We start from the raw sequence: 26,051 nt of genomic DNA, 5'->3' as shown, positions 1-26,051 counted from the left end.
GTGATTGATGAATAGAAGCGGAGCTTCAGATTCGGCGTACCAAAGGAGACCTTTGGTACGAGGAAAGAGCGATAGGTTATTTACAAGAATCAATGGATGAATGAAATTCTTAAATTACTTATTCAATGGCGCAAGCGTCCTCGCTTGTGCCATTGGCATCACAAACGAGGACGTTTGCGCTATCAAATTCGAGCATGATCGGCTCGGCGAACCGATTTACGTATAAAATGATTTACTCAGCGAACCAATCTACGTATCAAACCCAATCCCTCGGCTCTTTCAAAACCTCAATCAACTTCGCTTCACGACTTCCCTTTTTTGGATTAAAATCGTAATCCCAGCGAACTTCCGGTGGCAGGCTCATTAAAATGGATTCAATTCGTCCGCTTGTTTTTAGGCCAAAAAGAGTACCCCGGTCGTGGATTAGGTTGAATTCTACATATCGTCCGCGACGAATCTCCTGCCAGTATCGCTCTTCTTCATCATACGGTTCATCCTTTCGTCTTTTTACAATTGGAATATATGAATCAAGGAAAACTTTGCCGGTATCCTCAACAAACGAGTGCCAGTTCTCTAAACTTCGCTTTTCGTCTGCGCGGAGGTAATCAAAAAAGAGTCCGCCGATTCCCCTCGCTTCATTTCGATGTGAATTATAGAAATATTCGTCGCACTGCTTTTTAAAATCGGGATATAGATCCTTGCCGTGTTTATCACAAACATCTTTGTACGTTTGATGAAAATGCTTGGCGTCTTCTTCGTAGAGATAATAGGGCGTCAGGTCGGCGCCACCCCCAAACCAGCCGTCAACGGATTTCGCCATCTGCTCATCATCATACAGCTCAAAGTATCGGAAGTTGGCGTGAACGGTAGGAATCATCGGGCTTTTTGGGTGAACCACAAGCGAAATCCCCCCGGCCCAAAACCAGCCATCATCTACGTTGAAGTGTTTTTTGATTGGCTCGGGAAGTTCTCCATGCACCGTTGAGATGTTAACTCCCCCTTTTTCAAAAACACCACCTTTTTCAATTACGCGTGTTTTACCTCCGCCGCCACCGTCGCGATCCCAGTCATCTTCGCGGAAGGAAGATTTTCCATCTATCTCTTCAAGCGTTGAACAGATTTCGTTTTGGAGATCATGGATGTACGCTGCGAATTCTTCTTTTATGGATGACATTGTTTTGGTTTGATTCTGAAGCCTCCCCTCTTGAGAGGGGAAAAGTATAAACGAAGCTGCGAAGCAGATTGAGTTTAGCGAGGGGTGTGTTTAACGTTGTTTAAGGTATAAGCTGGCTTCAAGTGAACACACCCCTGATGCTCGACAAAAGTGTTCGAGCATCCATCCCCTCTCAAGAGGGGAGGCTCACGATTCACTTCTATAACTCTTCACGGTCTCAACAAACGCCCTGGCATGATCTACCGGTACATTCGGTAAAATTCCATGACCCAGATTTGCAATATATCGCTGAGTACCAAATCGGTCAATCATACGCTTGGTTTTGAGTTCAATATCTTTGATCGGGCCGAGCAGATGCGTTGGATCAAAATTGCCCTGGAGTGTGATCTTATTTCGGGATTTTTCCCGGCCGAATTCGGGAGAGATCGTCCAGTCGAGTCCGAGAGCAGCAGCGCCGCTTTTGAAACTCATTCGCTCCAGCGCATACCATGCCCCTTTGGCGAACAAAATTACCGGAACGTCTTTAATCGCATGGGTGATCTCCATCAAATAGGGCAGAGACCACTCGTTAAAATCATCGGGACTGAGAATTCCAGCCCAGGAATCAAATAGCTGCACAACTTGTGCCCCGGCCTCAACCTGCGCTTTCAAATAATCAATCGTGGCTTTGGTAAGTTCTTTCATTACATGCCGCGAAGCATCGGGTTGCTGGGTTAGAAAAGCCTTCGCTTTGTCGAAGTTACGAGAACCTTCGCCCTGCACCATGTAGCAAAATAGGGTCCACGGAGCACCGCCAAATCCGATGAGTGGAACTCGTCCATTTAACTCTTTTCGGGTGAGTGTGATCGCATCCATCACATGATGTAGTTTCTGCGGGATATCTTCTGCCAGAATCGCAAAAGCATCGTCAACAGTTTGGATGGGATTGTCCATCACGGGGCCTTTACCGGGAACCAGATCAACATCAATTCCCAAGGCCTGAGGTATGGTCAGAATATCAGAGAAGATAATGGCTGCATCCGGTTCCAATTCATCAATGGGCTGAATAGTGATTTCGCAGGCTAACTCCGGCGTTTCAACCCGCTCAAAGAAGGTGTACTTTTTTCGCAGTTTCATATACTGGGGGAGATAGCGCCCGGCCTGCCGCATCATCCAAACAGGCGGACGTTCAACATCCTCACCTTTTAAAGCCCGAAGTAACAGATCATTTTTAAGTGGAGGAAATGAATGATTCATTCAGATATGCTAATCAATTCCTCAGGAGACAACTTTTTTGTTCTCTTCTTTATTCAGAATCTCTGCAACATGTTTTAGCAGCTCTTCAGTGCTTGGTTCCGGAGAGACATGAACGTGTCTTCCAGCCTCGATACTGAGCTCCTCGGCCGTTGTTTCGCCAATTGCAAAAAGTTCAGGAAGATTTTTATTCAGGAAACCACCGCTGTCGCGAAATGCATGCACTGCACTTGGACTGTAAAACAGAATCCCGTCGGTTTTATGAGTGGGCAGTCTCATGTTTTTGAGGTTTGTGTTGTAGACAACCATATCGCGAACATGAATGTCGGCATCGTTCAAAAATTGCCTGAATTCATCGCGTCGTTTATCTCCGCAGAAATGGAGTACCGTTGATTTTTCCGATTCATCTTTATCAGAAAAATCTTCTTTAATCATTTCAGCCAATCCAATTGCATTTTGCTTCTCAGGTGAACTCGCATCAAAACCTAATCGTTCTTTAACGGCTTCTGCTGTTTTTCTGCCAACGGCATAAAATGTTGCCTTTTCCGGAATTTCTTTTCCTGAACTTTGGTAAAACTCCAGAGCTTTTACTGCATTATAACTTGTGGCAGCAATAATAGGCTCTTTATTGGATTTAAAAAGCATTTCAACAGCAAACCAGTCTTCCCTAAATTCAATTTCAATGGCAGGTTCAATCACAACATTTAATCCCAGATCTTCAGCAAGTTCTATCTGGTCGTTGTCAAGTTCGCGTGTTACAAAAATATCAAGTAGTTGATTCATGTGTTTTGTGGTTCGTCAATAATTATGTTCGTTTTCCTGTTTATATGATCTGGTACGTGTTATTCCTTTACTTCTTGTACCAGTTCATAAGCGCCCTGTTCCAAAAGTTCTCGGGCGGCTTTTCGTCCCAGGCCTGTTGCCTGATCAGAAGGGGTTTTAAGTTCAATATCGTATTTTAAAGTCCCATCCGTTTTTAATGCAACAGCATGTAGTAAAATATCATTTCCTTCGAGCCATGCAAATGCTCCTACCGGTGCGCTGCATCCCGCTTCCATCTCATTCAATAATTCACGTTCAATACCTGTACAAAGTTCAGTTTCGGCATGATTGAGCTCGCCTGCAATTGATTCCATCTCTTTATCCTCTACCCGAATCATTACAGCCATTGCTCCCTGTGCGGGGGCGGGAACCATCCAACCGAGATATTCCGATATATGATGATCCAGATCAATACGTTTTAAACCGGCTGCTGCAAAAATAGCTCCGTGCCACTCATTTTCCTCTATTTTTCGAAGACGCGTGTTCACATTTCCGCGAATATTTGTGATCCTGTGATTTGGATACCGATGCAGCCACTGCGCTTTTCTCCGGTTACTGCTTGTGGCAATAACGGCTTCGATAGTCTCATCATCCAAAAAATCTGTTCCTTTGGGTGCCACCAGTGAATCGCGCGGATCTTCCCTTTCAATAACAGCTGTAACTTTCAGCGGAAGAGGATTTTCCGTGGGCAAATCTTTATAGGAGTGAACAGCAAGATCAATTTCATCATTTAATAAAGCATCATCCAAAGCTTTTGTAAAAACGCCTTTCCCGCCCATTTCAGGAAGAGGGGTTGTTAAATCAAGGTCTCCCTGAGATTTTACAAATACAATTTCAGTAGTATACCCGGTTTCCTTTAGTTTTTTTGATACAGTTTCTGCCTGCCAGGTAGCAAGTTGACTGTCCCGCGTTCCAATACGGATCGATCTATTCATGACCGTTTCTTGCTTCAAGTTTGAACATCTCTTTCACCATTTCGGCAACTTCATCCGATTTGTGATGGTTCCGAAGATGTTCGATGCTATACGCAGCCAATTTATTCACAATACGGCGGGTCAGGTTATCAACTTTGTCAAAATCGTCAGTTTCAATTTTATTCTTGAAAAAATCGAGTTCGTCTTCACGAATATTTTCAAATTTCTGGGTCAATGCTTTAATGGTTGGAACCACTCTCTGCTCTTCCAGCCAGAGTTTGTAGTTTGAGAACTCATCTTCAATTATATTTTTTACGAGCGGAATTTCTTCTTCTCGTTTCTTGTAGGCTTCATCCGTTACGTCGCTCAACATATCCATATTTGCGACATCTACAAAATCGAGCGAGGAGACTTCGGGATCGATATTTCTTGGAACTGAGAGGTCCAGCATCACCTTAAATTTGGGCTGACCGATGGAAGGTTTCATATGCTCCATTTTAATGATCGGTTCACTCGCCCCGGTGGCAACAATTACAAGGTCGGAATCTGCAATCTGTTCTGCAAGATCTTCAATATCAGCTACTTCCAGATTAAATTTTTCAGCTACAAATTCTGCCCGGTCACGTGTACGGTTAATCAGCGTAAGTTTACCCGCACCAAGATTTACAAGGTTTTTACAGGTTACCTTACCGATTTTACCGGTACCAACAAGAAGAATATTCTTATTGACCAGATTCTCAAATGTCCGTGTGGCAAATTTTACAGCGGCATAGGCTACAGTTGCAGCTCCCTGTCCCAGAGAGGTTTCATTCCGTGAGCGTTTATGTGCCCTGAACAGATGCTGTATAAGCCGGTGCAGTTGGCCGGAGATCATATTTTGTGAAGCGGAGTATTCATACCCCTCTTTAACCTGTTTGACGATCTGGAGATCGCCCAGAATTTGCGAGTCAAGTCCCGTAGCTACTTTAAAAAGGTGACGTATGGCCCGTTCTCCTTCCAGCTCGAACCCATGCTTATGGAATTCATCGAGATTGCCATTACTGTAGGTAGTAAGCAAGCGGATTAATTCATTCGCAGTGGCATTCTGCGCAAAAACCTCGGTTCGGTTACAGGTAGATACAATAAACATGCTATCAATACCTTCGCGACGGGCTCCCTGCAGCATTAGCTGCTTTTTTTCTTCAAGGAGGCTAAATTTTTCCCGTATCTCCACGGGGGCATCCCAGTGGTTGATTCCAATAGCAATATAATCCTGTACGGTTGGATGAACCATATCTAAGCGTTAACTACTTTGTTTGATTCTTTTTTATCCGATTGAAGTTCTTCAATATCTAATTCATGTCGCAGGCAATGAGTGGTTTCTTCTGCCAATGCTTTAATAAAATCGGGGTGATCGTTGAGCCCTTTCATCACCTGCATATTTTCAAATTCAAATCCCTCTTCTTCTAAATCCTCAACGAGTTCAACGCCCAATTCATATAAAGTTTCAATATGATCGGTTACAAATGCAATCGGAATCATCAAAAAGTTTTTGATTCCATATTCCAGATGTCTCTGTACAAGATCTACGGTATTCGGTTGCGTCCATTTCTGCGGACCAACTTTAGACTGAAATCCGAGCCAATAAGAGTTTTTTTCCTCCCGCCGCTCCATTACCGCTTCCATGGTTTCTTTTATTTCAACGGTATAGGGATCGCCGCTTCGAACTTCTAAAAGCGGGGTTCCGTGAGCACTGAATATAAAATGTGTTTTCTGGCGGGTGTCGTCATCCATCTCGGCAAGAGCTTCATCGATACGGTCATTGATCGCCTTCAAATAGCTCTCATTCCGATGATAATTCTTTACATGAAACTCTTTCCAGGGAGCTTTGCCATCAGGAAATTTTTCTTTTACTACGTTTTCCCAATCCCTGAAACTGCTTCCTGTTGTAGTCCATGAAAATTGAGGATACAGAGGAAGTAAAACTGTGTGAGTAATTTCATCCTCTACCATTTCATCCATAATGGTATCAGCAAACGGCAGCCAGTATCTCATACAGGTATAAACCTTTATATCTTGCCCGGGGAGATTGTTCTTAAAATATTTTTCAAGATTTCGCCGCTGTGATTCTGTTAGCCCATTAATCGGCGAGCAGCAATCAGATACCACTTTATTTTGCCGGTTCATGCAATACTTACTCCCCGTGCATCCCTTCGGGCAGCCGTTAATCTCTTTGTAATCTTCAGCAACACTGGGTGCGCGAAATTTAGAGATCAGGCTGGCAAAAATGTTTTGTGCGGTTCCGCCTCCAAGCTTGATAATATCTTCATCACTGAACAGGTTTTTGAGAAAAATCCTCACATTTTCTTCATGTGTAGGCCCTCCCAGGTTCATTAAAACAACACCAATTTTCATAAACTACTTTGCATTAAATACGGACATTTCCTTTCCAATCAACAAAACAACAATTTTATTATGAAGGAAACGTGAAGAGATGCTTATGTAGATTTGATCTATTCAATCACCCCGGCCATTAAAATTGTTGATTTCAGACCTTGACAGGTGATTTTAGTTTTTAATCAGACTTTTTCAAGCTCAAACCAAAATTTAGATCCTTTCCCGGGTTCGCTCTCAACATGAATTTCTGTGCCGTGAGCGTTTAAAATACTCCTTACAACGGCCAGGCCGAGGCCGGTTCCGCCCTTATCTCGCGAACGCGCTTTGTCTGTTCGGTAAAACCGGTCAAAAAGCCGTTCCAGGTGTTCTTCTGATATACCAATTCCGGTATCCTCTACTTCAAGAATTACATGATTGCCTTCAGTGTGCGTATTGATTTGAATACTGCCTTCATTGGTAAATTTAATGGCGTTGGAAACCAGGTTTTCCAGAACCTGTTCTATTTTATCAGGATCTCCCAGTACCTGTGCTGGTTGGCCGTCGTACGTTAACGAAATTCCTTTCTCTTCGGCTTCAGGCTCCAGCAAATCAGTTAAAGTGCTGATAAGTAACTGCAAATCAAACGGTCTTTTTTCAATGAAATGATCATCCGAATCGTACCGCTGAAGAGTTACGAGATCTTTAAACAGGCGATTGATCCGGTGCGTTTGCCGCGATGCCGTTTTGATATATTTCTTTTTTTGATCTTCATCCAGGTCGTGCATCTCAAGCATTTCCAAAGCTCCGGAAATGGTATGCAGCGGATTTCGAATTTCGTGAGTAATATCTGCAAAAAACTGGCTCTGTTTTTGATACATCCGTTTTACTTCCAGGTTGTCAGCCCGGAGCCGGTCGGCCATTTGGTTGAGTGAATCTGCAAGTGTACCGAACTCATCTTTTCTATCGAGGTTGATGGTGCGGTTGGTGTTTCCCTGCGCAATATCCCGTGCTGTAGACTCCAACTCAAGAATGGGGCGGGAGATGTATCGCGAGAAGAGAATGCTGACAATAATGACCAGCCCGATGGAAATAAACATTCCTGTGTAGATAATCCAGCGAATAGTTTTGATGGGTGCATAGACCTGGTCTTTAAAAATTCTAACCTGGAGATATCTTGCGGGATTTTCGGTACTCTCTAAATAAGTAAATGTGATCAGCTGTTCAGACTCGGTATCGTCCTGAAGTAGAACCTCGTTTTGTTGCTCAATCTCTTGCATAAGGGTATCGCTCAACATCTCCTCAGCCTGAACCTGCCGGTTATAGGGCACCTCGGCAAAGAGGGCACCTTCATCATCATAAATAGCCATTCGATAACCGGATGTTCGAGCGGCTTCGTTGAGGTTGGTTTCAAAATTACCGTCAACCTGAAGGTTTTGAATAGTGATGGCGAGCCATTCCGAATCGTGGATAATCTGCTCTTCGCCTTGTTCAAGGAGGTAATTTCGGATAAAAAGAATAGAGTAGCTGCTGATAGCCGTAATACCAAAAATCAACAAAAGGATAAACGTCCAGGCCAGTTTCGAGCGAATACTCATTATTATGGTTTGTGGTCAGTTGATAATTGTTCGTTGGCTCTCTCAAATAAGTGGTTTAAATTCGCGCCAGCCGTCTGACCGCTTGGAGCGGTCTGACGGCTAAAAAATTAGCTCTATACACTCATCAGATCCCGATTCAATCCATAGCCAATACCCCGATACGTTTTAATCATATCGGAAGCATCACCCAGTTTCAATCGCAGATTTTTAATATGTACATCTACCGTACGATCGAAAACAAATTTATCATCTCCGCCAATATGTTCCAGGATCTCCTGCCGGCTGTACACTCGTTTTGGGTTCTGAAAAAAGAGTTCAATAAGTGTGTATTCTGTTGAGGTTAGTTCAATACGTTTGTCATTATGGTAGAGATCTTTTCCATTTGTATCCAGCAACAGATCTCCGTGATGAATCCATTTACTGTTTTGAGGAAGCTGTCTTCGAAGAAGAGATTCTACATGAGCTTTTACCAGTTTCAAGCTTGCCGGCTTGGATATATAATCGTCAGCACCGAGTTCTAAACCTTCAATTTCATCTTTTTCTTTGTCTCTGGCTGTGAGAAATATCACAGGAATATCGCTCAAAACAGGGTGTTTTCGGATGACACTGCAGATCTCTTTACCATCTACATACGGAACCATAATATCTAACACAGCAAGGTGAATGTCACTGGCATGTTTCTCGATCAGATCCAAAGCTTCGCGTCCGTCGTGAGCCAGAAGTACTTTGTAATCATCCATTTCAAGATAATTTGCAAGCATTTCTGCGGGCTCTTCTTCATCTTCGACCAGTAAAATGGTATGTTTAGGAATCATAAAAAAAGTTATTCTTTTTGACAGGTCATCTGTTCAATAGTTCTAAAATAATCATTTGACGGAAAGATTCTTTACAAACTTAGAGGTCGAATTTTCTGTTGGCAAACTGTATTTTAAAACAAACGGTATCAACGAATAAAACCCGATGAATCTACAAAAAAAAGTGGTTTGGATTACCGGAGCCTCCTCAGGAATTGGCGAAGCTTTGGCATATGAATTTAATAAAAAAGGAGCATATGTCATTCTTTCTGCACGTCGCATGAAGGAGTTAGAGAGAGTTAAAAACAGTTGTGAAAATAGCGAAAAAAGCGTACAAATTCTTCCTCTTGACCTTGCAGATCAAGCCTCTTTTCCGGAGAAGGTTGAAAAAGCAGAAGAATTTTTCGGCACGGTAGATATGTTGATTAACAATGGAGGAATCAGCCAGAGAGCGTATGCAGTTAATTCCACCATGGAATCTGTTCGAAAATTGATGGAGGTTAACTTTTTTGGAGCCGTGGCTCTCACAAAAGCGTTGCTGCCAACCTTTATCGATCAAAAAAGCGGGCATATCGTGGTTATCAGCAGTGTGATGGGAAAACTGGGCACAAAATACAGATCCGCTTATGCCGCTTCCAAACACGCTCTGCACGGTTGGTTTGATTGTCTCAGGCAGGAAGTTTATTCCGATAATATTGATGTAACACTGGTTTGCCCCGGCTACATAAAAACAAATATCACCTATAATGCCTTGACAGCAGAAGGAGAGAAGTACAAGCAGATGGGAGATGCCCACAAAAAAGCGATGACACCGGACGAGTTTGCGAAAAAACTTTTACCAAAGCTGGCTAAGAAAAAAGAAGAAGTTTATATCGGCGGGACAGAAATTTTGGCTATTTATGTAAAACGTTTGTCGCTTACATTGTTGAATAAAATTCTGAAACGGGTGAAAGTCACCTGACAGGATTTCGGGGCCTACGCCAGCCGCTTTCGTTTATTAAGATAGGCTAACAGGGCCAGATCGAATGGACTCTGTGTGTCGATCTCTTCGAAATCAACCCCGGCTTTACTGCATGCTATTCTAAATTTTTGAGAGTATTCCTCTACTTTTTTCCTGTAATCTTTTTTTACCTGGGCCGGAATAACTTCCAGTTCTGAACCGGTTTCCATATCCTCAAACAGAAATTTTCCATCCGGGAAATCCAGCTCACGCTCGCTTCTCTTTTCAAGAACGTTTAGCAGGAGAACCTCATGTTTTTGATGTTTCAGATGCCGGAGGGATGAGATCAGATCTTCGTGCCCCTGAACGTTTTCAAAAAGATCACTAACGATGATTACGAGACTTCTTCGTTTTAGTGTTTCTGCCAGTTTATGCAGGGCTTTTGCAGATGCAGAAACTCTTTGTTCCTTTGATTTTTTGGACTCTTCTGACAGCAGTTTTTCCAGTTCGCCAAACAGTAACCGAACATGGCTGTATGAGGATCTTGCAGGAAAACGCTGCACGATATCTTCATCGAATGTAATGAGGCCGGTGGCATCGCGCTGTCGGTGCATCATGTGGATGAGAGCAGCCACATAATGAATGGAATAGCGAAGTTTGCTCCATTCAGCAAAGTGCTTGAAATACATAGAACTGCTTATATCCAACACGATATGGGCACGCAGATTGGTTTCAGCTTCGTACCGTTTCACATAAAACCGTTCGGTCTTTCCATAGACTTTCCAGTCTATATGCTTAAAATCATCTCCCTGGTTGTAGGGACGATGCTCGGCAAATTCTACACTAAACCCGTGATAGGGACTACGGTGTAATCCTGCAATAAAACCTTCAACAATGGTTCGGGCTTTCAGGTCGAGCGGGGCAAGTTGTGTAAGCAGATCCGGATCTAACAGCATGGTTTTAAGCTAATGGTTTCCTGAAGATTCACCAAGTGTGAAGAGGAACGGATGAGTGTTTATGAGATTGTAATGGAGGTGGGCAGTTCAAGCCCTTCGGGGTTTTCTCTATTCTACTTTTATTTTGAGGCTGTCCAAAAAGAATGTCATTCTGAACTCGATTCTCCAAAGGAGTCCTTGGGACAGAATCTCCACTCTTTAACTGTGCTTGGAGATACCGGATCGGGGTCCGGTATGACAAAAATAAGAATATTGATTTCTCTCACATCCTTTTTGGACAGCCTCCTATTCGTATTTGATCCTGTCGGGTCAGTTTATAAAGCGATGAAAGATGAATGGATTAGCAGTTCATATATGTTTAGAGATGATACAGATATCATATTAATTCCCTTAAATAAACCGTATATTTGTATCATAAAAAAAGTACGTCTGTAAAGTCATTGGAGCATTTCTAAAAGGGTAAAATATGAGTGAAGTTTATACATCTGCGGATCAAATTGATTTTAATATTTCCGATCTGCCGGCGATGCCGGTGCCCTCAAAAGTACTTATGGTTAAACCCACCTATTTTGATGTGGAATATGTAATCAATCCGCATATGAAAGGGCAAATTGGGGGTGTGGATAAAAAACAAGCTCAAAATGAGTGGATCCATCTTGTAGAAGGTTTTAAAAAACTAAACGTGGATGTAGAAATTCTGGAGGGCAAAAAAGGCCTGCCCGATATGGTTTTTTGTGCCAATCAAAGCCTGCCCTTTGTGGATCAGGAGGGGAACAAGAAAGTTGTAATGGGCATCATGAAAACGCCCCAGCGAAAGCCGGAGGTGGATGCCATTGAGGAGTGGTTTCAAACAAAGGATTATGAAATTCTTCACCTGGATGAACGTGAAGTCCAAAATTTTGAAGGGATGGGAGATGCCCTCTGGCATTTCAAGCGGGAACTGCTTTGGGGAGGATACGGCTTTCGGTCATCTCTTAACGCTTATGAGCAGCTTTCCGGCAAACTTGATGTCCCCGTTATTGCTCTTCAGTTAATCGATGAATCGTTTTATCACCTGGATACATGTATCAGTATGCTAAACGAATCAACTGCTTTGATATATCCGAATGCGTTTACAGGTGAAGGACTCGAGATGATTCATGCTCTGTTTGATACCGTAATAACGGCCACGAAATACGAGGCTGAGAAACTGCTGGCAGTGAATGCTGTCTCTCCAGACGGAAAAAATGTGTTGATCCAGAAGGGCTGTACAGATGTGAATAAAAAACTTAGAGAGGCCGGCTTTTCCGTGCACCAATTCAGTACGTATGAATTTCTAAAGAGTGGTGGCAGTGTGTTCTGTATGAAGTTGTTGTATTGGTAACATTTTGTGGAGGTCAGCTGCGGGCTGTCTGTGGATGTCAATAAACAACGAACCACGGGCCCCAAACAATTGACCATATTTCAAAAATCTTTTTTATGTTCACTTCTTCAATCATTAAAACAATACTCTATGGCCAAGAAAGTCTCACTGTTTCTTTCTGTACTGCTGCTTACAGCAATTCTTATTTTACTGTCCACCCCGTTTGGTTCTGTACCGCCGTTAGGTTCTTTTTTTCATCCTATTGAGGGGTTTTGGGGGAATGCTGAAAAAAGAGAACTAACAGGTTCTATAGATTTAAATCTGGAGGGATTACAGGAGCCTGTTGAAATTTACTATGATGAACGCAGCGTTCCACATATTTTCGCCCAAAATGATCACGATCTTTATTTCGCTCAGGGGTATGTGACGGCACGCGACCGACTTTTCCAGATGGAGTTGCAGATTCGGGCAGCAGGAGGAATGCTCTCGGAATGGCTGGGACCTGATTTGCTTGAGTACGACAAAAACCAGCGAAGACTTGGTATGATGTATGGTGCAGAACAGGCAATGGAGGGTATGTTGAAAGATGAGATAATAAGCAGTGTCATCCGGTCGTATTCAGACGGAGTAAACGCTTACATCAAATCACTGAGTGAAAAGGATTATCCATTGGAATACAAGATTTTAAATGCAGAACCTGTGGAATGGAAACCCTTCAATTCGGCTTTACTACTCAAATATATGTCTCAGATGCTGGCAGGCAGGTCGGAAGATGTAATTACAAGTAATACGCTGGCTCATTTTGGAGAAGAGTTTGTGAACCGGTTTTTAAGCAGCCGGTCTTCATTTGTGGATCCCATAATTCCAAACAGCAAAGAGTGGGATTTTAACCCACTTCAAATCGATAAACCGGATTCGTTGTACACCCCCCGTTACAATGATAAAATTCAATTATGGCAGCCTGATCGTCTCAACGGCAGTAACAACTGGGTGGTGGACGGTTCTAAAACAGCCGGCGGCTACCCGATATTATCAAATGACATGCACCTCAACATGACCGTTCCTTCCATCTGGTATGAAATTCAGCTTCAAACACCTACCTCCAACGTCTATGGAGTTACCCTGCAAGGCGCGCCAACCGTAATTGTCGGTTTTAATGAAAATATAGCCTGGGGATCCACCAATACCGGAGCCGATGTGATGGATTGGTATGAAATTACATTCCGGGATGAATCTAAAAACGAATATCTTCATGACGGGGAGTGGCTGCCGGTAAACGAAAGAGTGGAAACAATCGAAGTGAAAGGCGAAGAGGCAGTTCATGATACGATCCTCTTTACTCATCACGGGCCGGTCTATGAATCTGTCCGTGATATACCTCTCAGCAGGCAAATTCAGAATGAGATGGCGCTGCGGTGGATGGTGCATGAGCCTTCAAACGAATTGCTGACTTTCTATAAGCTGAACCGGGCCAAAAATTATAAAGATTTCAAGGAAGCGTTCAGAACATTTCAGGCACCTGCACAAAATATGAATTACGGTGGAACAGATGGGAATATTGCTGTTCAAACCGGAGGACAATTTCCCTTGAAATGGAAATACCAGGGACGCACAGTTTCAGACGGCAGCAATTCAAGATACGACTGGCACGAATTCATCCCCTATGAACAAAATCCATTTTCACTAAATCCCGAACGAGGGTTCTTAAGTGCCTCCAATCAATATCCGACTGACGAGAGCTATCCCTATTATCTTGGAGAATCCTTTGCACCTTACGAGCGGGGAAAGCGGATAAATGACCAGCTTCGTAAAATGGAAGATATAACCGTAGAGGATTTTAAAGATCTGCAAATGGATAATTTCAGCTATCATGCATTTCACCTGTTGCCGATTCTTTTGGAGAATATTCAACATGTTGATTTATCCGTACAAGAGCAGCAGATTATTGAGAATTTGCAGGACTGGAACTACTGGAATGACGGGGATAAAATTGAACCTTCTGTTTTTAAAGAGTGGTGGGAAACACTGTTTCATAAAATCTGGTCTGATGAATATGACACCCATTACCCAATGCGATGGCCTGAACGTGATATCACGCTCGATCTGATTTTAGAGGAACCAGAATCATCCTGGTTTGATAACCATCAAACACCGGAAAGAGAAACACTTCCTGATCTCATAATAGATTCATTTCGGCAGTCACTGGATAATCTAACCGAGCAGTACGGAACCGATACAGAAAACTGGAAGTGGGGATTTGTGAATGATACAGATTTCGGACATGCAGGACAGATACCCGGATTAGGTGTTCCAGATATATTTACAGGCGGAGGCGACGAATCGGTCAATGCTGTTCGCGGTAGTCACGGCCCATCGTGGAGAATGATTGTTGAGCTTGATCCCGACGGGGTTCGCGGATATGGCGTGTACCCCGGTGGTCAGAGTGGAAATCCCGGATCCAAAACGTATAGTGAGTTTGTGGAAACCTGGAGAACAGGTGAACTGTTTGAACTGCAATTTCTTCGGGAAAAACCGGAAATCTCAGAACGGTTTCCGCTTGTGATTAAAATGGAATAATCATATCGGTTTTTATTTCTGATTGATTAAACGAATCACCCTTTAAAATGAATCAAGAGTTTTTAGAACCGCCCAAAAGAACCAATGCAACGGGAGAGGAGCGTTCAGTTGGGTTTGAATTTGAATTTACCGGTGTAGAGATGGAAGATTCCGCTTCGATGCTGTGGAGGCTTTACGGCGGCGAGATTAAACAGCTCTCAACCTTTGAATTTAAAGTGCTCAATACGAAGTTTGGCGATTTTGGACTGGAGCTGGATGCTCAACTGCTTCGAGAAAAGAAGTACGAAAAATTTCTTAAAAATATTGGTATTGATCTGTCCAGGTTTGAAGGGCAGGGCACTGTTGAGGATTCGCTGAAGGATCTGGCGTCATCTGTGGTTCCGTACGAAATTATTACTCCACCCATTCCTCTTTCGAAGATGGCTGAGATGACAGCATTGGTTGATGAGTTAAGAAAACTGAAGGCAAAAGGCACAGGGAGTTCGTTTGTTTATGCATTTGGACTTCACCTGAACCCGGAAATTCCGGACGATTCAACCGAAACGCTGCTGAACTATCTGCGGGCGTATGTTTTGCTGGATCCATGGATTCGAAATGAGATTGCGGTGGATGTGAGCCGGCGTTTAACCCCATTCATCAACCGGTTTGAGGATGATTACCTGGAGCATATTCTGGATCCTGATTATCAACCCGGTCAAACCGAATTTATAGAAGACTATTTTTACTTTGGGAATTCAAGAAATCGTCCGCTGGATCTTCAACCTTTATTTATGTACCTGGATGAGGAGTTAACCTCGAAATTGGTTGAGGACACGTTGACTTCGAGCCGGCCTGCATTTCACTACAGGCTGCCCAACTGCTCACCGGAGGATGAGTCCTGGACGCTGGCGGCGGAATGGAACCGGTGGGTATTGGTAGAAACATTGGCAGAAGATACTGTTTCGCTCATCGAATACTGCAAAACATATTTAAAAATGAAGCGGGAGACGATGCTTCGTTTTGAAGCGAAGTGGATTGAACAGATGGACAGGTGGGCAAGTAATGCTGAGTAGAAACAGGCCGGTTATTGGCGTTTGTGGACCTGATGACGGGGGTACATTCGCCTGGATTTGTACGGCTTTTTCAGTGTGGCTGGCTGGTGGAAAACCGCGCCGAATCCGTCCCTCAAAACCTCTCTCAATGGATGATCTGGATGGATTGATTCTCGGGGGAGGTGCCGATATAGAACCGGTAAAATATGGGCAGGAGAGAAAACTGAAAGCCTACCTGGCAAAAAATAAACGAACCATATTTGAGTGGGTGCTTTCGGTCATTTTTTTTCCCATTTACTGGATATTCCGCTATTTCCAGCATACCAAAAAATACCCGGTTGATCTGAAACGGGATAAACTGGAATTCGGACTTCTAAAAAAAGCTCTTGATCAGAAAAAACCGGTTCTCGGCATTTGCAGGGGCATGCAGTTAATCAATGTTCATTTCGGTGGAACACTCCATCAGGATATAAGTGGTTTTTACGCTGAAGAACCTCAGATCGCTACTATCTTTCCTAAGAAAAGAATTACTATTGTTCCGGACTCTAAACTCAGTAGCCTGCTGCAAACGGAGATCTGCAATGTAAATGGGCTTCATACCCAGGCGATTGACAAGTTGGGAGATGGAATTAATCGAACGGCCAAAGAATTGAATTCCGATGTTTGGCAGGCCCTCGAACACCCGGGTTATCCCTTTGTGATTGGCGTTCAGTGGCACCCGGAGTACCTGATGCAGATCGCCCGCCAGCGAAATATTTTCAAGGAGTTGGTGAGGGAGGCACGTACGCCGGACAGCTTGTCCGGCACCTCTCGATCAAGTTCAAATGGCAATAATTGAGATGAAGATCTTATCCTGATCATCAAAATCATCATTTTGAGATAGAATAGTATATTGTACGTACGCCGGACAGCCTGTCCGGCACTTCTCAAACAAGCACAATTATAAATTTTGAGTTGATTGAATTCTGTTGATGGCTGAAAATATCTTATTAGGATCAGATTGCATTCGGAGGTAACAGACAGGCTGCCTGTTATACTTCGCCCGTAACATGAAGCACAAGCGAGACGCTTGCGCTATCTTAGTCATTAGTAACGGGTAAGCTTTGATGGCGCGAGCGTCTCGCTCGTGCCTTGAACATAGTTAGGAGTCCAGGCGCTAATCGTGTTGAATGCCGGATATAGTTTTGTTGAGGTGGAATGATATTTGGAGGTAACGGGCAAGCTGCCCGTTGTACTTTTTAAAACTTCGATCGGATGGCCCAAAGATCAGGGAAAATGGGATTATTAAGTGTTTTGTGAAGATAGTTTGCACCTTCCGATCCTCCGGTTCCCTGTTTGGTTCCAATCGTCCGCTCCACCATTTTTACATGCCGGTAGCGCCACTCCATTAATCCTTCGTCATAATCCACAAAAAGTTCACAGAGAATAGCTGCTTCAGGGTCGTTTTTCATAATCTCCACCAGTTTGTTTTGATTATGTTCAGACGGGTCATGAACCAAACCCTGTTCATTCACCCTCTCCGGAGTTTTAATATCGTGATCTCGTTTTTGGAGATAGGTGCAGAAACTTTCCCACAGTGTAGATTCATTCTCGCGGTCGAGAAGGTTTTGCTGAAGGTCAGGTTGTGATTTATGAATTTCGATCATATGAGGAGATCGCATCCCGCAAATAATCTCCATCTCCCGGAACTGCACCGACTGGAAACCGCTGGCATTCTGCAAAAATCCGCGGAAACTGTTGAACTCCAGCGGGGTCATCGTTTCCAGAATATCAATCTGGGAAACCATTGTTTTCAGAATGGTGAGAACCCGCCTCATGGTTTTGGCGGATGCCCATGTTTCACCCGCTTCTAACTCATCACGCAGCTTGTCAAATTCATGCAGTATCTGTTTAAACCAAAGCTCATACACCTGGTGAATAATGATAAACAACATCTCATCATGCTCTTCCGGCTCGGATTCGGGTTGCTGCAACTCCAGCAACTCCTTCACTTTCAGGTACGATGTATAGGTTAAACTTTTGGATTGATCCATTGTTAAATTATTAGATTTGAGTCTTGAGCCATGAGTCTTGAGAAATAAACTCATGACTCAAGACTCAAGACTCAGGACTATGCTTTTATCCATTTCTCAAACTCATCGGCACTCTTTGTATTCAAGACCCGGTCAGGCCCGTATTTTCCTTTTTGGGCGATCATCACGCCATATCGGATATAGTCGATGCCATCTGTACTGTGGGCATCCGGGTTGATGGACGTCATTAAACCCACTTCCTTTGCTTTGTTACCATATCTCCAATCCAAATCCAGCCTGCGAGGGTTCGCGTTAATCTCGATAGCTGTATTTTCTTCAGCCGCTATCTCAATCAGCTTATTCAGATCCAGATTTCCCTCTTCGCGCCGCAGCAAAAGCCGTCCGGTTGGGTGGCCCAGGATTCGGGTATATGGATTCCTGAGGGCATTTTCGAATCGACTCATCATCTTATCGAGAGGCAATTCCAAACTGCTGTGAACACTCGCAATGACAAAATCGAATCCCTCTAAAATTTCATCCGGATAGTCGAGGGAGCCATCAGTCAGAATATCCGATTCAATTCCTTTAAAAATTTTGAAATTTTCGCCCTCATTCTTGAACTCTTCATTTAGCCCATCAATTTCATCCCACTGCTCTTTTACCTCATCAACCGAAAGGCCGCCGGCATAAGCTGCTGTTTTGGAGTGATCGGAGAGTGCAAGATATTCGTAGCCGCGTTCCAAACTGGCCTCGGCCATCTGCCTGATGGAAAACTTACCGTCACTCCAGGTGCTGTGTGCATGAACCACTCCTTTAATATCCGATTCCTGAACAAGGTCCATCTCTTCATTTTCCTCGTAATATTTAAACTCACCGTGATCTTCCCGGTGCTGAGGAATAATGAAATTCAGATCCAGCTTTTGGTAAATTTCCGATTCCGAACTGGTTTCAACAGGCTGGTCAAAATCGGTCTCTTTGTTCTCTGTAAGCTTGAAAAGGCCATACTCATTAAGCGACATTCCCCGATCTCTCGCTCGCTGGCGAAGGACAATATTGTGTTCCTTGCTGCCGGTGAAGTACATGAGAGCAGCCGGAAATTGATGAGGTTTTACGATACGAAGGTCCACCTGCCGGCCGGTTTGTGAACGGACAGAACTTTTGGTATCACCCCGGCCAAGAACTTCAACTACCAGCTCGTGATCTACGAATGCATCAAAAATGCTCTCAACATCCTCTTCCTCAGCGGATGCAAGAATATCTATATCCCCAATGGTCTCACGAGACCTCCTGAGTGAGCCCGCAATTTCTGCTTCCAAAACTCCGTCCAGGTTTTTTACGAATTCAAAGATCGGTTCAGCAATTTCAAAAGCCTCATTCAGCAGACAGCGCTCGCCGTACTGCTCCAGGTACTCAATAGACTTGATAATTTTTTCGGCCGATTTTTGCCCCAATCCCGGAAGATCAGCTACCGCCCCACTTTGACAAGCTTCCTTCAACTCAGTAATTGTGGTGATGCCGAGTTCCTTATGAATTTTGACGATATTCTTGGGACCCAATCCGGAAATGTTTGTCCACTCAACCAGCCCTTTGGGCACGCGCTCTTTCAGGTCTTCCAGAACCGGCATCGACCCGGTTTCGTGATAGGTTTTAATATCCTCCGCAATCGACTTTCCAATTCCTTTAATATCGGTGAGCGAATCCTCTTCGATATATGTCAGGATTTCGTCATTCAGCCCCTCGATGGTTTGGGCAGCGCGGTCAAAGGCGATGGCCCGAAACCGGTTCTCGCCTGCCAGCTGCATCAGGTTATACACTTCACGGAGTTTCTTAGCTACTTCCTGGTTGGTCATGTTTGGTTACTCCAAGTTAATCTCCCCTGGATGGGAGTGAGGCTGTCCAAAAAAAAGTGAAAGAAATCAATATTCTCATTTTCGTCATACCGGACCCCGATCCGGTATCTCCAAACATAGTTAAAAAGTGGAGATTCTGAATCGAGCCTGTCCCGAACCGTCGAGGTTCAGAATGACATCTTTTTTGGACAGCCACGAGGGATGTCTGTACCCTAATTAATAATTCAGTTCATGAGAAAACAAACTACAAAAATCCCGTTCATGCATCATGTAAAAAGTTAGCTTGATTAATGAAGTTTAAAAGATTTCAAGTAAACAAGATAAAATAGTACCTGTGAGAAGTTGCGGTCAGCAGACAGTTAACAATTAACAAAACTCCAAAGGAGTTCAAAATCAATAGCCTCGGGTGGAGAGAGCAACGCGAGCGAAACCCGGGGTAATAGAATCGAAAAAATAAAAGCCCCGAGTTGAAGAATGTTGAAATGGTTATGTATGAAGTCGAGGGGTAATCTGGAAATCTGTATTGAATTACAGTGGTTAAACGATGTAACTCCAAGAATCGATATTCTTTGTTCCGGGTTTGAGATTCAAAATTTCCTTGCCATAAAACTTTCCATTTAAAATGAAAATCCCCTATCTTTGAAAGCTCTGTTACAAACTATTTATTGATTTGATACCTAAAGCCCTGGTGGTGGAATTGGTAGACGCGCACGCTTGAGGGGGCAGTGCTGGAAACGGCGTGCTGGTTCGAATCCAGTCGAGGGCACACTTAAAAGCCTAATTGACTTGTAAGTTATATATTTACAGTTGGTTAGGCTTTTTATTTTCAAGAGTGATAAGGCTATTAAAGAGAAATTGAATTCATAAAATTCAGTGGATACCATTTCCACAAAAAACAGGATTAATTTCTTTCGATAATGATAAAAAGTAGTAAGATCTGATCGAGCTGACTATAATTGCGACAGTTACAACTTGCATGTGGATGGCATTAAAATCCCCTGCGGCCTGCGCCTAACACAACTTTGACACACTGGCGGCGCAACTGCCTTACACGAACACACCTCTGATTACTCTGCTAAACGCTCCGTAATCTGTCTCCTCTGCAGAGGAGAATATAAAATCCCCTCTTGAGAGGGGACAGATTGAAACCACGTTCAGTGGTTCAATCAGGGGTGTGTTGGTGGGTGTTGATTGGAGTTTTGGAGTTTGCCAAGGTTGATGCACCCCGCGGGACACACCTCTGATTACTCCGCTAAACGCTTCGTAACTGTCTCCTCTCAGAGGAGATTCAGGTTATCCCTCTGAAGAGACGATCATCATCCATTTCCATTCCTATCTCATTTTCTTTACTATCCACTGTTACGAAAAAATCACTGAGCAGTAATCGGGATCACAACACCATTCATCTATGACATCAGACACCCTCAAAGACCTTGAAAACCGCCTTTGGGAAGCGGCTGACAACCTTCGCGCCAACTCCGCCCTCAGTTCCTACGAATATTCTACACCGGTATTGGGTCTCATTTTCCTCCGCTATGCCTGGCACCGGTTTCAGCCTGTGCATGAGGAGCTGCAGGAGAAAAGCAGCAGCCGGGTAACCATCGGGCCGGACCATTATAAGGCCAAAGGAGCTATTTACCTGCCGGAGCATGCCCGGTACGACTACCTGCTGGAGCTTCCGGAGAAGGAGGATATCGGCCAGAAGATCAATGAGGCGATGGAGGCGATTGAAAAGGAAAATCCCGAGCTAAAGGATGTACTCCCCAAGCAGTACAAGAAATTTGGGGACCAGATTCTGAAAGACCTCCTGAAAAGCTTCTCCAACATTGGTGATGGAGTAAGCGGGGATGTGTTCGGGCAGATCTATGAATACTTTCTCGGCAAGTTTGCGATGAGCGAGGGACAGAAAGGGGGCGAATTTTTTACGCCGACTACCCTGGTACAGTTGATTGTTGAGATTATTGAACCTTTTAGTGGTAAAATTTTAGATACAGCTTGCGGATCGGGCGGCATGTTTGTGCAGAGTGCCAAGTTCCGGGAGCGCCACCGGCAGAATGGCGGCGATGTGCTCTCCATCTACGGACAGGAGAAGGTGGAAAACACCGTACGCCTTTGTAAGATGAACCTGGCCGTTCACGGATTAGAGGGGGATATCCGCTCGGGAAACACCTACTATGAGAACATTCACGATGTGGTGGCGAAGTTCGATTATGTGATGGCCAATCCGCCGTTTAACGTGAGCGGAGTGGATAAGGAGGCGATTGAAGGCGATCCCCGCTACCCGCTGGGCATACCGAGTACGGACAATGCCAACTACCTCTGGATACAGGAATTTTACAGTGCACTGAATGAAAACGGCCGCGCCGGGTTCGTGATGGCCAACTCTGCCGCCGATGCCCGCCACAGCGAGATGGAGATCCGCAGGAAACTGATTGAAGAGGGCGTGGTAGATGTGATCGTCTCCATCGGCTCCAACTTCTTCTATACGGTGACGCTGCCCTGTACGCTCTGGTTCTTTGACAAGGGCAAGAAAGGAACCGACCGCGAAAACAAAGTGCTGTTTGTGGATGCCCGGAATATCTACCGGCAGATTGACCGCGCCCACCGCGATTTTACCCCCGAGCAGATTGACTTCCTGGCTGGGATCGTGCGTCGGTACCGGGGCGAGGCGATGGAAGACACCCTGCCAATGGCTGCTGAACCGGATGTAGAGTACAAGGCCGACGGCAATAATATTTCTCAGCCGGAGAACATGAACGATCTTTTTCCAAATGGAGAGTACAAAGACATTCCCGGTCTCTGCAAAGTGGCCACCATAGAAGAAATTGAAGAACAAGGCTGGAGCCTGAACCCTGGGCGCTATGTAGGAGTGGCCGAGCGGGAAGAGGATGATGTGGACTTTAAAGTTCGCTTAGGAGTCTGTATGAGGAGCTGGAGTTACTGAATGCTAGAGGCTCAACTGAATTGGAAAATGATATTTCTGACAGCATAAATAATATTATTACAGGTGGCTAAATCAATAGTGAAAGAACTGCAAGAGATTTGCTTAAATATTACTGATGGGAAGCACGGCAATAGTCAAGATAAGGAGTCTTCTGGATATTACTTTATCAGTTGTAAGGATATAAGAGATGGAAAAATCAATTATGATGGAGCCAGACAAATAACAAAAGATGATTTCTCAAAGACACATAGAAGGACTCAATTTAGAACTCAGATGATATTCTGATAACAAATAGTGGCACAATTGGACGGATGGCTTTTGTTAGAAAATCTGATAAATGGGAGACTACGACATTTCAAAAAAGTGTGGCCATACTAAAACCCGATAAATCGAAGGTTAACCCAAAATATCTTTTCTATAAGCTACTTGACTCTACAAATCTTTTAATTAATAAAGCAGGTGGAACCTCGCAAAAGAATCTTTTACTAACTGAGACTAAGAAAGTTTGAAGTTGAAATTCCAGATCTCAAAAAGACAGGAAATAATCGCCTCAATCCTCTCTGCATTTGACGACCTGATTGAAAACAACACCCGGCGCATTGCCATCTTGGAGGAGTTGGCCCGGCTCATCTACCGCGAGTGGTTTGTGCACTACCGCTACCCCGGCCACGAGGAGGATGAGATGGTGGATTCGGCGACGGATTTGGGTGAGGTGCCGGAGGGGTGGGAGGTTAAAGAAGTTATTGACCTTTATGATACAAGTGCTGCGAATGCAAGTAGAAAATCAGCAAAGGATCACGATAGGAGTATTCGTATGGCCTAAATCTATGGAGTTGAATGAATCTATTCAGGTAAGTGCAAGAAAGGTCAAAACTTGGCCTCGAAAATTCATGTGCAAGCTTTGTTCGAAAGTTGGTGCTAATAGCTATGTATGGAGCTACAGTTGAATATTGTGATGGGAAAATTGATATGGATGCGCTCTGATAGGCCTGTTGTGCAATCATACAGAAAAATAAGCCATTTGATTATAGCTATATATTTCTCACTCTATTACAGAGTACACGATTTAAAGTGATACGGCGATATGCCAAGGTGCTGCTCAGCACAAACATTAATGACAGGGACAGTGATTAAAAGAATATTCAATCAGTAGTACCATCTACAAGAAGTATCTGGAAAAATTTCAAGAACTGTTAGTCCAAAACTTTGGGTATCTAGATAGAAATATTGATTAGTGAAAAATAAAAAACTGAAAGCAACCCGTGATTTGTTGTTGCCGAGGTTGATTTCGGGGAAGGTGTAGTATAATAATTGATAAAATGTTATGGTAACACTACATGATATAGAGGGGTGGTTGACACATCGAAAAGAGTCACGAAATCTTGAGTTTAAGGAAGCTAAAACTCAGTACGATTACCAAAAATTAAATAAATATTGTGTCGCTATCGCAAATGAGGGCGGTGGATTTTTGGTTTTGGGCGTTTCAGATAAAATGCCAAGAAACGTTGTGGGAACAAGTGCATTTAAAGACATTAGCAAAATAAGTTCTCAACTATACAATTCACTTAACTTTAGAGTGAATGTACGTGAGTTCAATCACAGAGATGGAAGGATAGTAGTTTTCGATATTCCATCCCGGCCCAAAGGATCAGCATATCATCTTGAGGGGGCATATTATATGAGATCCGGCCAAGAACTTACCGCTATGTCTCCCGAACAATTGAAGAGAATTTTCAATGAGGACCAGGAGAATTGGTTGCTTAGAGAAGCAAAAACTGGGCTTTCTGCATCAGATGCAATTCAATTATTGGACATTCAAATCTATTTTGATTTGCTGGAACAGCCGCTGCCATCAAGTCATGCATCGATCATTGAAAAATTCCAGAGCAAAAAAATAGTCGCTCATGATAATTCAGGTTATACGATTACTAATTTAGGAGCCTTGCTACTGGCAAAAGATTTGAGTCAATTTGACCAATTGTATAGAAAAGCTCCACGTGTAATTGTATATAAAGGGAAGAACAGAGTACATACTGAACGGGATCAACAAGGAGTGAAAGGCTATGTGACAGGTTTTGAAGGTTTGGTGAGTTTCATTCAATCTCAAACACCTGAAAATGAAGTCATTGAAAAGGCACTTAGAAAGAATGTGAAGATGTATCCTAAGGTTGCAATACGAGAGTTGGTGGCGAATGCATTAATCCATCAGGATTTCTTGGAAACTGGCACCAATGTAAAAATTGAAATTTTTGAAGATCGAATTGAGTTTACAAATCCTGGAAAGCCCCTCATTCCGATTGAACGTTTTGTAGATGAAAACAAGACCAGAAATGAAGATCTTGCAGATATTATGAGAATTCTGGGAATTTGTGAAGAGAAAAGCAGTGGAATTGATAAAGTAGTTTTTGAAACAGAATATCACCAATTGCCAGCTCCTGATTTTAAAGAAAGACATAATCACACAACAGTTACACTTTATTCACATAAGGATTTTGAAGAAATGGATGGGAATGATAAAGTGCGTGCCTGTTATTTGCACTGTTGTCTACGATTTGTAAGCAATGAAAAAATGACGAACTCATCACTTAGGGATAGATTTGGTTTGGGAGAACGTAAGTCAAATACAGCATCACAAATTATACAGTCTACGATTGAGGCAGGATTGATTAAACTTGACGATCCTTCAAATACATCAAAAAGATATGCAAAGTATATTCCAGTATGGGCTTAGTTTTATTTCATCGCAAAGTGCTTTTTTGAATCTCTACTCTCTTAAGTTTATTAAATTCAATGGTTTGTTTATTTCATCGCAAATGTAAGTTATCCACAATCCGACAAAGTTATCCACAAAATTGATCTGTTAAATGTAAAATTCACCTGGGTACAAACACATAAAGAGCTTGCTCAATACCTCTCCAAAATGGAGGATAAGCAGAATGAACTTTGAAGTCTAAAAAGTAGACTATGAATAATCAAAATGATGTTATTAACGAGCTCGCTAATGAGCTACTGATCACTTTAGGATTAGGTGGATTTATATTCTTTCTCATTCTTGTAGGAATTGGATTGTTTTTCCATAAAAGAATCGAACAAACCTTTGTCTCAGAGCTTGAAAAAAACCGTGCTACAGAATTGGATTTGTTGTATAGAAGAAGAGAGGTTTATAGCCGATTAATTAAAAAGTATGCGTGTCTTTTTACAAAAGGCTGATGCTACAGAAACCTCAAGTGACGCAGAAAAGAATGAATTTTTGGCCGCATACGATGAAATGCATATTTGGGCACCAGATGAGGTATTGGAAACACTGGGGAAATTAATTGACTCGCAACGAGAATGGTCCAAAAGAATAAAGAAAGCCGAGTCCAAAAAAGAACAAATTCCAACTGAAGAGGTAATAGAGTATCAAAAAACGTTTCGAGACTTACACTCGAAATGTCTGGAGAAAATCAGGCATGAATGTGGATTTAAAGAAACAGATTTTGAGTACAGGTATATCAGTTTTTGATAAACTT

The 26,051-nt window shown here is 43.2% G+C and carries 23 protein-coding genes; 12 read left to right on the top strand and 11 right to left on the bottom strand.

Annotation, left to right across the window (positions count from 1 at the left end):
* Positions 1-256: 256 nt before the first annotated feature.
* The 8 genes from hemF to U5K72_18090 form a co-directional block, all read right to left on the bottom strand.
* Entirely contained in the window at positions 257-1,174 is a 918-nt protein-coding gene (gene hemF, locus U5K72_18125) for an oxygen-dependent coproporphyrinogen oxidase (protein MDZ7720741.1), read from the bottom strand.
* A gap of 186 nt (positions 1,175-1,360) precedes the next feature.
* Entirely contained in the window at positions 1,361-2,410 is a 1,050-nt protein-coding gene (gene hemE, locus U5K72_18120) for a uroporphyrinogen decarboxylase (protein ID MDZ7720740.1), read from the bottom strand.
* Between the two features lie 21 nt (positions 2,411-2,431).
* Positions 2,432-3,190 (bottom strand): uroporphyrinogen-III synthase, encoded by a 759-nt coding sequence (locus U5K72_18115; GenBank protein ID MDZ7720739.1) that lies wholly within the window; start codon positions 3,188-3,190, stop codon positions 2,432-2,434.
* 59 nt (positions 3,191-3,249) lie between these two features.
* A complete protein-coding gene (gene hemC, locus U5K72_18110) occupies positions 3,250-4,164 on the bottom strand; it encodes a hydroxymethylbilane synthase (protein MDZ7720738.1) in 915 nt (304 codons plus the stop codon).
* Positions 4,157-5,416: a glutamyl-tRNA reductase gene (hemA, locus tag U5K72_18105; protein ID MDZ7720737.1), complete on the bottom strand. Its 1,260-nt coding sequence runs from the start codon at positions 5,414-5,416 to the stop codon at positions 4,157-4,159. The genes hemC and hemA overlap by 8 nt, the downstream gene beginning before the upstream one ends.
* Before the next feature lie 2 nt (positions 5,417-5,418).
* Entirely contained in the window at positions 5,419-6,537 is a 1,119-nt protein-coding gene (hemH, locus tag U5K72_18100) for a ferrochelatase (GenBank protein ID MDZ7720736.1), read from the bottom strand.
* Between the two features lie 164 nt (positions 6,538-6,701).
* Positions 6,702-8,093: a HAMP domain-containing sensor histidine kinase gene (locus tag U5K72_18095; GenBank protein MDZ7720735.1), complete on the bottom strand. Its 1,392-nt coding sequence runs from the start codon at positions 8,091-8,093 to the stop codon at positions 6,702-6,704.
* A gap of 113 nt (positions 8,094-8,206) precedes the next feature.
* The gene (locus tag U5K72_18090; protein MDZ7720734.1) at positions 8,207-8,908 is read right to left on the bottom strand and encodes a response regulator transcription factor; all 702 of its coding nucleotides are present in this window, start codon (positions 8,906-8,908) and stop codon (positions 8,207-8,209) included.
* A 145-nt stretch (positions 8,909-9,053) separates the two neighbouring features.
* Between U5K72_18090 and U5K72_18085 the strand changes: the two genes are divergently transcribed.
* Positions 9,054-9,848 (top strand): SDR family oxidoreductase, encoded by a 795-nt coding sequence (locus U5K72_18085; protein MDZ7720733.1) that lies wholly within the window; start codon positions 9,054-9,056, stop codon positions 9,846-9,848.
* A 14-nt stretch (positions 9,849-9,862) separates the two neighbouring features.
* Here the strand turns inward: U5K72_18085 and U5K72_18080 are convergent, their stop codons facing one another.
* Positions 9,863-10,783, bottom strand: coding sequence for a DUF58 domain-containing protein (locus U5K72_18080; GenBank protein ID MDZ7720732.1), 921 nt, complete (start codon positions 10,781-10,783; stop codon positions 9,863-9,865).
* A 51-nt stretch (positions 10,784-10,834) separates the two neighbouring features.
* Here U5K72_18080 and U5K72_18075 point away from each other — a divergent pair, with 51 nt between their 5' ends.
* From U5K72_18075 to U5K72_18055, 5 genes are all read left to right on the top strand, one after another.
* Positions 10,835-11,218 (top strand): hypothetical protein, encoded by a 384-nt coding sequence (locus U5K72_18075; GenBank protein ID MDZ7720731.1) that lies wholly within the window; start codon positions 10,835-10,837, stop codon positions 11,216-11,218.
* Between the two features lie 31 nt (positions 11,219-11,249).
* On the top strand, positions 11,250-12,146 hold the full coding sequence (locus U5K72_18070) for an arginine deiminase family protein (protein ID MDZ7720730.1): 897 nt from the start codon (positions 11,250-11,252) through the stop codon (positions 12,144-12,146).
* A gap of 129 nt (positions 12,147-12,275) precedes the next feature.
* On the top strand, positions 12,276-14,702 hold the full coding sequence (locus U5K72_18065) for a penicillin acylase family protein (protein MDZ7720729.1): 2,427 nt from the start codon (positions 12,276-12,278) through the stop codon (positions 14,700-14,702).
* Between the two features lie 47 nt (positions 14,703-14,749).
* Complete coding sequence (locus U5K72_18060; GenBank protein ID MDZ7720728.1) at positions 14,750-15,754, top strand: amidoligase family protein; 1,005 nt, start codon at positions 14,750-14,752, stop codon at positions 15,752-15,754.
* Positions 15,717-16,571, top strand: coding sequence for a type 1 glutamine amidotransferase (locus U5K72_18055; protein ID MDZ7720727.1), 855 nt, complete (start codon positions 15,717-15,719; stop codon positions 16,569-16,571). Before U5K72_18060 ends, U5K72_18055 begins: the two co-directional genes overlap by 38 nt.
* Positions 16,572-16,971: 400 nt before the next feature.
* On the opposite strand, the gene U5K72_18050 is transcribed toward U5K72_18055, so the two are convergent.
* Together U5K72_18050 and polX are read right to left on the bottom strand one after the other, a co-directional pair.
* The gene (locus tag U5K72_18050) at positions 16,972-17,766 is read right to left on the bottom strand and encodes a tryptophan 2,3-dioxygenase family protein (GenBank protein ID MDZ7720726.1); all 795 of its coding nucleotides are present in this window, start codon (positions 17,764-17,766) and stop codon (positions 16,972-16,974) included.
* A gap of 77 nt (positions 17,767-17,843) precedes the next feature.
* Positions 17,844-19,595, bottom strand: coding sequence for a DNA polymerase/3'-5' exonuclease PolX (gene polX, locus U5K72_18045; protein ID MDZ7720725.1), 1,752 nt, complete (start codon positions 19,593-19,595; stop codon positions 17,844-17,846).
* Between the two features lie 1,408 nt (positions 19,596-21,003).
* On the opposite strand from polX, the gene U5K72_18040 reads away from it, so the two are divergent.
* The 6 genes from U5K72_18040 to U5K72_18015 all read left to right on the top strand — a co-directional run bounded on the left by U5K72_18040 (position 21,004) and on the right by U5K72_18015 (position 26,044).
* Positions 21,004-22,539, top strand: a complete 1,536-nt coding sequence (locus tag U5K72_18040) for a class I SAM-dependent DNA methyltransferase (GenBank protein MDZ7720724.1) — start codon at positions 21,004-21,006, stop codon at positions 22,537-22,539.
* A gap of 63 nt (positions 22,540-22,602) precedes the next feature.
* Entirely contained in the window at positions 22,603-22,824 is a 222-nt protein-coding gene (locus tag U5K72_18035; GenBank protein MDZ7720723.1) for a hypothetical protein, read from the top strand.
* Positions 22,825-23,050: 226 nt separating this feature from the next.
* Positions 23,051-23,362, top strand: coding sequence for a hypothetical protein (locus U5K72_18030; GenBank protein MDZ7720722.1), 312 nt, complete (start codon positions 23,051-23,053; stop codon positions 23,360-23,362).
* A 501-nt stretch (positions 23,363-23,863) separates the two neighbouring features.
* Entirely contained in the window at positions 23,864-25,270 is a 1,407-nt protein-coding gene (locus U5K72_18025) for an ATP-binding protein (GenBank protein ID MDZ7720721.1), read from the top strand.
* 233 nt (positions 25,271-25,503) lie between these two features.
* Entirely contained in the window at positions 25,504-25,749 is a 246-nt protein-coding gene (locus tag U5K72_18020; protein MDZ7720720.1) for a hypothetical protein, read from the top strand.
* On the top strand, positions 25,724-26,044 hold the full coding sequence (locus U5K72_18015; GenBank protein MDZ7720719.1) for a hypothetical protein: 321 nt from the start codon (positions 25,724-25,726) through the stop codon (positions 26,042-26,044). Before U5K72_18020 ends, U5K72_18015 begins: the two co-directional genes overlap by 26 nt.
* The last annotated feature ends 7 nt before the right edge of the window (positions 26,045-26,051 follow it).

It is taken from the genome of Balneolaceae bacterium (assembly GCA_034521495.1).
Classification (GTDB): domain Bacteria; phylum Bacteroidota; class Rhodothermia; order Balneolales; family Balneolaceae; genus Rhodohalobacter.
The sequence above is the reverse complement of the archived record's forward strand: the minus strand, read 5'-3'. Positions and strand labels throughout refer to the sequence as shown.